The organism is Pseudomonas sp. YuFO20, assembly GCF_035064975.1.
In the GTDB taxonomy this organism is placed as follows: Bacteria; Pseudomonadota; Gammaproteobacteria; order Pseudomonadales; family Pseudomonadaceae; genus Aquipseudomonas; species Aquipseudomonas putida_AE.
Genome location: NZ_JAXDEO010000115.1, coordinates 1 through 6,663, shown reverse-complemented (window position 1 = coordinate 6,663; position 6,663 = coordinate 1). Strand labels below are relative to the sequence as shown.

Below are 6,663 nucleotides of genomic sequence, written 5' to 3'. Positions count from 1 at the left end.
AGCCTTTTGGTTACTTTTGGGCTCTTCCAAAAGTGACTCGCTGTAAGAGCGAAACCATAAGTGGCCGTTACCGCAGCAATGGATATTCCCCCAATCCAGTTCTTAACAACACCATGCTTAAGTGAACAGCATTACGATCAATCGGGGCTTTTTTCGTCAGCGATTAATCGTTGGGCAGTGGCATCTGGTCGTCATCCGGAATGCCATCACCTTTGCTTGGGTCGTGCCATCCCTGCGGATGTTCGGTGGGCACCACCGTTGGCCGCGCCAGCGGATCGCGCATCGGACTCTCCGGATCCATCACCGGGTCGATGTCCTGCTCCGGAGTGGTCGGTACGGTTTCCGGACGCTTGTCGTTGAAACTCGAATCGGTAGACATACGCACCTCCAGGAGGCAATCAGGGTTTCAGGTCACCGAGTGGATCGTAGGGTTTGGCCGGCGCCTTGGAGTTGTCATCCGGCTTTACGTCCCTCGGTGCCTTGGCCGGCCCGATGGGATCGACCGCCGGGTCAGCAAGGTCCGGGGAGTCGGGATCAAAGTCCAACTCATCGCCGGACGAATGCTCGGACGAGTGAGGACCGTCGGGGGTATTGGAATGGGCCATGGCGCCTCCTGAGGGCCCGGGAAAATCCGGGCCTTCCCTATAAGAGGCTGGCAATGGGCGCAGGTGCCCGGCGGGTGACGAACGGGCCTACTGCGCGCCCAGCGCTTTTTTCGCCTTGGCGGCAGCCTGTTCCTGGCCTGCCTGGGCGAGATCGCTGGCTGCCTTGAGCCAGCGTTGCTGATCGACCTGGGCAGGCAGTTGGATCGGATTCTGGATCAACACCGCCCATCCACCGGCATCCTTGAATGCCGATTCGAACGAGCCGAAGCTCATCATCAACCGCTGATCCATGCCTGCGCGCAGCAAGACGGTCTGCTTCTGCCGGTTGTAGCCGGTCAAAATCGCGTAACGCGGCTCGGCCCACAGCGCCGAACCTTCAGTAAAGCGCACCATCACCGGGTACCCGGCCGCGACCTGGGTCAGCAAGGCCGGCAGGTTGCTGTCGAGGGGATAGACCACCATCCCGTATTCGCGGGCGAGGTTCTGCATGTTCTGTTGCAACTGGGCTTCGGCGCCCGGCAAGCGCAGCGGTTTATCGAGGAGCCCCGGGGTAATCACGATGCCCTGCTGCGACAGCATGCTCGCCAAAACCTGCGGCCCGCTTTGGTTCGCCACCCCCTTGTAGAACCGCCCGCTGAGTTCGACCCGCTCCGGCAGGCGCTGGATCTGCGGCGCAACGCTTCCCGCGCATCCCCCCAGACTGGCAACGCACCCGACAATCAGCGCCGCCGATAGCATTCGAGAAATCACTCGCACCATCATCACTCTCTTGATCAGTTGCCTGGCAATCGCATTCCCGGCTTGGCCGTCGATCATAGGATGCCGCACCGCAGCGGTATAGCCTTAACCCGCAGTTGTTTGCATTCGATAGAGCAAACTGGTTGGTGATAGGCGACCTTTGGTCAATAGCCTGAAACACGCCAGCGACTAGACTGTCACTTGGATAGTGAGTGTGCCCGCTGCAGGGCAAAGAGGAGGCCTGGATGAGCCTGGCAATGACAATCGTAATGCTGATTTCCGGCTGGCTGGCGGTGGCCGCCGCCATGTTGTGGGGCGTCCTGCGCATTACCCGCCGGCACCATCACCCTGCTCCGCCAGTACCGCTGACGGAAACCGATAAAGGCGCCGCGCAGCACGCCACCGTCCACTGAATCACAATCTTCGGTCACCCATAAAAAAACGGCCGCCTGGTTTCCAGGCGGCCGTTTCGTTTCAGCGAGGGTCAGGCTTCAGAAGCAACCCGCTTCTGCCTTGCCCGCCGGGACATCATGTTCAACACCTCGATCGCAGCCGAGAACGCCATCGCGGCATACACGTAGCCCTTCGGTACATGGGCGCCAAAACCTTCGGCGATCAGCGTCATGCCGATCATGATCAGGAAGCCCAGGGCCAACATCACGACCGTCGGGTTGTCATTGATGAACTTGGCCAGGGGATCCGCCGCCAGCAACATCACCAGCACCGACACCACCACGGCAATGATCATGATCGGCAAGTGCTCGGTCATGCCGACAGCGGTGATGATGCTGTCGATGGAGAACACCATGTCCAGCATCAGGATCTGGCCGATCGCCGCGGCAAAGCCCAGGGTTACGGTCGAAGTAGCCGACTTCGGATCTTCCGGCGCCGGGTCCATGCTGTGATGGATCTCGGTGGTGGCTTTCCACAACAGGAACAGGCCGCCGGCGATCAGGATCATGTCCTTCCAGGAAAACGCATGGCCGAGAATCTCGATCACCGGCGAAGTCAACTGAACGATGAACGCGATGGTGCTGAGCAAGCCCAGGCGCAGGATCAGCGCCATGCCGATACCGATGCGCCGCGCCTTCTGCCGATGCTGCTCGGGCAGTTTGTTGGTCAGGATCGAAATGAAGATCAGGTTATCGATGCCGAGCACGATTTCCATCACCACCAGGGTGGCCAGGGCGACCCAGGCGGTGGGGCTGGCGGCTAGCTGTAAAAGGTATTCCATGGGTCAGTCCTGACTCGTTGTAAGACGGTTTAGATTTCCTGGGAGGAAGATTCGGATTTTTCCGCTTCTTTTTCCGATGATTCTTTTTTGCTGATCAGCCCGCCGGTGGCTTCGCTGAGCGCTTGCTCGGCGGCTTTGTGCGTATCGTCGATCGCCTGCTTCGCGCTTTCGGCAGCCGCACCCATCAACTGCTGGGCACTTTTTTCCGCCTGGTCGCAACCGGCCAGAACCAGTAAAGACGTGATCAGCAGCGCCGTCGCTTTTAGCTTCATATGATTTTCCTCGATATAACGAACGCGGCCGAAACGAAGGCCCGTTGATAGCGAGGGATTCTAGGGAAATGAATACTTCAGGAAAATTCGTATTTTTATCGGTTATACTTCGGTTTTTACGAACCGTTGATTCCCATGCTCAACTATCGGCAATTGCATTACTTCTGGGTGGTCGCCAAGACAGGCAGCATCGTGCGCGCCTGCGAGCAACTGAACCTGACGCCACAAACCATCAGCGGGCAGATATCGCTGCTCGAACAGACCTATGGCATTGAGCTGTTCCGTCGGGTTGGTCGGCAGCTTGAGCTGACGGAGGCCGGGCGACAGACCCTGCCCTACGCCGAGCAGATGTTTCAGCTGGGGGGCGAACTGGAATTGATGTTGCGGGCGCAGCCCAACGAGCAGCAGATCCTGTTTCGCGTGGGCGTGGCCGACGTGGTGCCCAAGTCCATCGTCTACCGCCTGATCGCGCCGACCATGGAATTGAATGAGCCGCTGCGCATCACCTGCCGCGAAGACAAGCTTGAGCGGCTGCTGGCCGACCTGGCCATCCAGCGCCTCGACCTGGTGATATCCGACAGCCCGATGCCATCGCACCTGGACATCAAGGGCTATAGCCAGAAACTTGGCGAATGCGGGATCAGTTTTTTTGCCACCGCCGAATTGGCCGCGCGTTACGGTCAGGATTTTCCCCGCGGCCTGCACGGCGCGCCCCTGCTGATTCCCGGGCCGGAAACCGTGGTGCGCAGCCGCTTGCAACGCTGGTTCGCCGAGCAGCAGATCCAGCCGCAGATCGTCGGCGAGTTCGACGACAGTGCCTTGATGCAGGCTTTCGGCCAGTCCGGCAGCGGTATTTTCATCGGCCCGAGCGTGATTGCCGACGAAGTGAAACGCCAATACGGCGTGCAGGTGATTGGCCAGACCGACGCAGTCAGCGAGTCGTTCTACGCCATTTCGGTGGAGCGCAAGGTCAAGCACCCTGGCATTGTCGCCATTACCGAAGGTGCCCGACGCGAGTTGTTTACCGAACTGTGACGCCTCAGGCGCAAACTTCGCGGGGTTTGAACGTCATCAGCGCAATCGCCAGCAGGACCGAGGCGAGGATAAGCGCGGCCGCCGCGAAGCCAAGACCCTGCAGCCCTACGCGGTCAATCACCGACCCGCCGATCATCGCGCCCAGGCCAATGCCCAGGTTGGCGCCGGCAATGTTCAAAGAAGCGGCGAACGCTGGCGCTTCCGGAGCGGCTTTCATCAAGCGCACGTGACTGACCAGGAACATCGCCGCCTGGGTCACGCCCCAGATGCCCATCGCCGCCGCCAGACCGAGGGGCGAATGAATGTTCGGCACCAGGGCCACCAGGCCGGCAATCATCAACGCACAGAACATCATCGACGCCATCAGCGGGTGACGATCCACCGCACGCCCGCCCAGCGAGTTGCCGATCAACCCCACCGCGCCGAAGCCCATCAGGCACCAGCCGACCACAGTGCCGTCGAACCCGGCCAGGCGCTCGAGGATGTCGGCCAGGTAGGTGTAGGCCGTGAACATGCCGCTGAATACCACCACCGACAGCAGCACATGCCCCAGCATCAGCGGGCTGCGCAGGATCTTGAACTGCGAAAGGAAGCTCACCTGATGCTGGTGCAGGTTGGTTTTCGGCAGGTAGATAAACAGCAGCAGCGCCTTGGCAAACGCGATGACCGCCAGGATGGCGAACGCACTTCGCCAGCCGAACGCATCGGAAATCAACGTACCTACTGGAATGCCGAATACCGTGGCGCAGACAATGCCGAAGCCGATCTTGGCGATGGCGCGGCCGGCGTATTCCGGCCCGACGATGTCCACCGCAGTCTCGCTGGCCAGGGCCCAGAACACCGGCAACCCCAGCGCCGGGACCAGCCGGGCAAACGCCATCACCCAGATGTTCGGCGCCAGCGCCGCCAGGGTGTTGGCCAGGCCGAACAGGATCAGCACCGAGATGAACAGCTTGCGCCGCTCGAAGCGGGCGAAATACGCCGTGAGGAACGGCCCGAAGGCGGCGACGGTGAAGGCGAACAGGGTGACCAGCAGGCCGGCTTGCGGGATGCTGACGTCCAGGTCCCGGGCGATGGCCGGCAACAGGCCGACGATGACAAATTCCGTGGTCAGCACCGTGAAACCGGCGGCAGACAACAGAAGAATGGGCAACAGCATGCACAACTCCAGAAAAAACGACGACACCAGCGATAGCCCGAAGGCCCACTGGCAGAGATGAAATGAGGATGGCGAATGTTAACAGAGTGATAACGGATGCGGTTGCACGAACCTGCAAATTGCATTGCGTAGCCGAGCGGCAGTTCGTCACAGGTCTGAAGGATCGTGCCTACGCTGTGATAAAGTCCGCGCCCTGCAAAACGTAACACCCTGTGTTCATCGATCTTTCATGACGTCGATGGCGCGACCTTCTTCGGTTTCCTGCCTGTGGTCTGCCCCGCAGCAGCGGCGAAACCTTGCACTTATAAAAAAATACGAGATGCCGTTTTATGACCGCTTCATCCCCTTCTCTATTGCAACGCCTGAAACGCCTGAGCCTGGTCACGCAAATCGTGATCGGCCTGGTCGCCGGTATTGCCCTGGCCCTGTTCGCGCCTGAAACGGCGAAGTCCACCGCATTTATCGGCAAAGTGTTCGTCAGCGCGCTGAAAGCGGTCGCGCCGATCCTGGTGTTCGTGCTGGTCATGGCGTCGATCGCCAACCACAAGCACGGCCAGGAAACCCACATCCGGCCGATTCTGTTCCTGTACCTGCTGGGGACTTTCGCCGCCGCCGTGGTCGCGGTGGTTGCCAGCATGATGTTCCCTTCCAGCCTGGTGCTGTCGACCCACGACGTTGCGGTGACCGCACCGGGCGGCATCGGTGAAGTGTTGCAAAGCCTGCTGCTGAGCGTGGTCGACAATCCGGTCAGCGCCCTGATGAACACCAACTTCATCGGCATCCTGGCGTGGGCCATCGGCATGGGCATTGCCATTCGCCATGCCGGCAACACCACCCGCGAAGTGCTGGGCGACCTGTCCAATGGCGTGACCGTGATCGTGCGCCTGGTGATCAGCTTCGCCCCGCTGGGGATCTTCGGCCTGGTGGCCTCGACCCTGGCCACCTCCGGTTTCGGCGCCTTGATCGGCTACGCGCATCTGCTGGCCGTGCTTCTGGGCTGCATGCTGTTCGTGGCGCTGGTGATGAACCCGCTCATCGTGTTCTGGAAACTGCGCAGTAATCCGTATCCACTGGTGCTGACCTGCCTGCGCGAAAGCGGCATCACCGCGTTCTTCACCCGCAGCTCGGCGGCGAACATTCCGGTCAACCTGGAGTTGAGCAAGCGCCTGGGCCTGCACGAAGACACCTACTCGGTGTCGATCCCGCTGGGCGCCACCATCAATATGGCCGGTGCGGCGATCACCATCACCGTGCTGACCCTGGCGGCCGTGCACACCCTGGGCATCGCCGTGGACATCCCGACCGCCATTCTGCTGAGCGTGGTGGCGGCCATCTGCGCCTGTGGCGCGTCGGGCGTGGCGGGTGGTTCGTTGCTGCTGATCCCGCTGGCGTGCAGCCTGTTTGGCATCCCGAGCGAAATCGCCATGCAGGTGGTGGCGGTCGGTTTCATCATCGGCGTGTTGCAGGACTCGGCGGAAACCGCGCTGAATTCGTCCACTGATGTGCTGTTCACTGCGGCGGCTTGCCTGGGTGAAGAACAGAAGGCTGAGCGTCTGGCCTGACACATCCCCCCTGTAGGAGCCCGGCTTGCCGGCGAAGGCGTACTTCAGATCGCCTTCG

At 60.8% G+C, this 6,663-nt stretch carries 9 protein-coding genes; 3 read left to right on the top strand and 6 right to left on the bottom strand.

Annotation, left to right across the window (positions count from 1 at the left end; all coding sequences use genetic code 11):
* Positions 1–163: 163 nt before the first annotated feature.
* The 3 genes from SOP85_RS30460 to SOP85_RS30450 all read right to left on the bottom strand — a co-directional run bounded on the left by SOP85_RS30460 (position 164) and on the right by SOP85_RS30450 (position 1,421).
* Entirely contained in the window at positions 164–379 is a 216-nt protein-coding gene (locus SOP85_RS30460) for a hypothetical protein (RefSeq protein WP_274074627.1), read from the bottom strand.
* Between the two features lie 19 nt (positions 380–398).
* A complete protein-coding gene (locus SOP85_RS30455; RefSeq protein WP_274074626.1) occupies positions 399–605 on the bottom strand; it encodes a DUF6021 family protein in 207 nt (68 codons plus the stop codon).
* Between the two features lie 87 nt (positions 606–692).
* A complete protein-coding gene (locus SOP85_RS30450) occupies positions 693–1,421 on the bottom strand; it encodes a peptidase C39 family protein (protein WP_323629338.1) in 729 nt (242 codons plus the stop codon).
* A gap of 179 nt (positions 1,422–1,600) precedes the next feature.
* Here SOP85_RS30450 and SOP85_RS30445 point away from each other — a divergent pair, with 179 nt between their 5' ends.
* Positions 1,601–1,756 carry a hypothetical protein gene (locus SOP85_RS30445; RefSeq protein WP_274074803.1) on the top strand — a complete coding sequence of 52 codons (156 nt, stop codon included), beginning with the start codon at positions 1,601–1,603 and terminating at the stop codon, positions 1,754–1,756.
* Positions 1,757–1,827: 71 nt separating this feature from the next.
* Here SOP85_RS30445 and SOP85_RS30440 read toward each other — a convergent pair whose 3' ends face one another.
* Both SOP85_RS30440 and SOP85_RS30435 read right to left on the bottom strand, forming a co-directional pair.
* Positions 1,828–2,577 carry a TerC family protein gene (locus SOP85_RS30440; protein ID WP_274074624.1) on the bottom strand — a complete coding sequence of 250 codons (750 nt, stop codon included), beginning with the start codon at positions 2,575–2,577 and terminating at the stop codon, positions 1,828–1,830.
* A gap of 29 nt (positions 2,578–2,606) precedes the next feature.
* A complete protein-coding gene (locus SOP85_RS30435) occupies positions 2,607–2,849 on the bottom strand; it encodes a hypothetical protein (protein WP_274074623.1) in 243 nt (80 codons plus the stop codon).
* 135 nt (positions 2,850–2,984) lie between these two features.
* Between SOP85_RS30435 and nhaR the strand changes: the two genes are divergently transcribed.
* Positions 2,985–3,884 (top strand): transcriptional activator NhaR, encoded by a 900-nt coding sequence (gene nhaR, locus SOP85_RS30430; protein ID WP_323629337.1) that lies wholly within the window; start codon positions 2,985–2,987, stop codon positions 3,882–3,884.
* Positions 3,885–3,888: 4 nt separating this feature from the next.
* Here nhaR and SOP85_RS30425 read toward each other — a convergent pair whose 3' ends face one another.
* A complete protein-coding gene (locus SOP85_RS30425; protein WP_323629335.1) occupies positions 3,889–5,043 on the bottom strand; it encodes an MFS transporter in 1,155 nt (384 codons plus the stop codon).
* Positions 5,044–5,372: 329 nt separating this feature from the next.
* On the opposite strand from SOP85_RS30425, the gene sstT reads away from it, so the two are divergent.
* Positions 5,373–6,605, top strand: coding sequence for a serine/threonine transporter SstT (gene sstT / locus SOP85_RS30420; RefSeq protein ID WP_323629333.1), 1,233 nt, complete (start codon positions 5,373–5,375; stop codon positions 6,603–6,605).
* Positions 6,606–6,663 lie beyond the last annotated feature (58 nt).

Excerpts from the sequence above, each read along its gene's own strand:
- SOP85_RS30460 (WP_274074627.1), bottom strand. The coding sequence starts at position 379 with ATGTCTACCGATTCGAGTTTCAACGACAAGCGTCCGGAAACCGTACCG.
- SOP85_RS30455 (WP_274074626.1), bottom strand. The coding sequence starts at position 605 with ATGGCCCATTCCAATACCCCCGACGGTCCTCACTCGTCCGAGCATTCG.
- SOP85_RS30450 (WP_323629338.1), bottom strand. The coding sequence starts at position 1,421 with ATGATCGACGGCCAAGCCGGGAATGCGATTGCCAGGCAACTGATCAAG.
- SOP85_RS30445 (WP_274074803.1), top strand. The coding sequence starts at position 1,601 with ATGACAATCGTAATGCTGATTTCCGGCTGGCTGGCGGTGGCCGCCGCC.
- SOP85_RS30440 (WP_274074624.1), bottom strand. The coding sequence starts at position 2,577 with ATGGAATACCTTTTACAGCTAGCCGCCAGCCCCACCGCCTGGGTCGCC.
- SOP85_RS30435 (WP_274074623.1), bottom strand. The coding sequence starts at position 2,849 with ATGAAGCTAAAAGCGACGGCGCTGCTGATCACGTCTTTACTGGTTCTG.
- nhaR (WP_323629337.1), top strand. The coding sequence starts at position 2,985 with ATGCTCAACTATCGGCAATTGCATTACTTCTGGGTGGTCGCCAAGACA.
- SOP85_RS30425 (WP_323629335.1), bottom strand. The coding sequence starts at position 5,043 with ATGCTGTTGCCCATTCTTCTGTTGTCTGCCGCCGGTTTCACGGTGCTG.
- sstT (WP_323629333.1), top strand. The coding sequence starts at position 5,373 with ATGACCGCTTCATCCCCTTCTCTATTGCAACGCCTGAAACGCCTGAGC.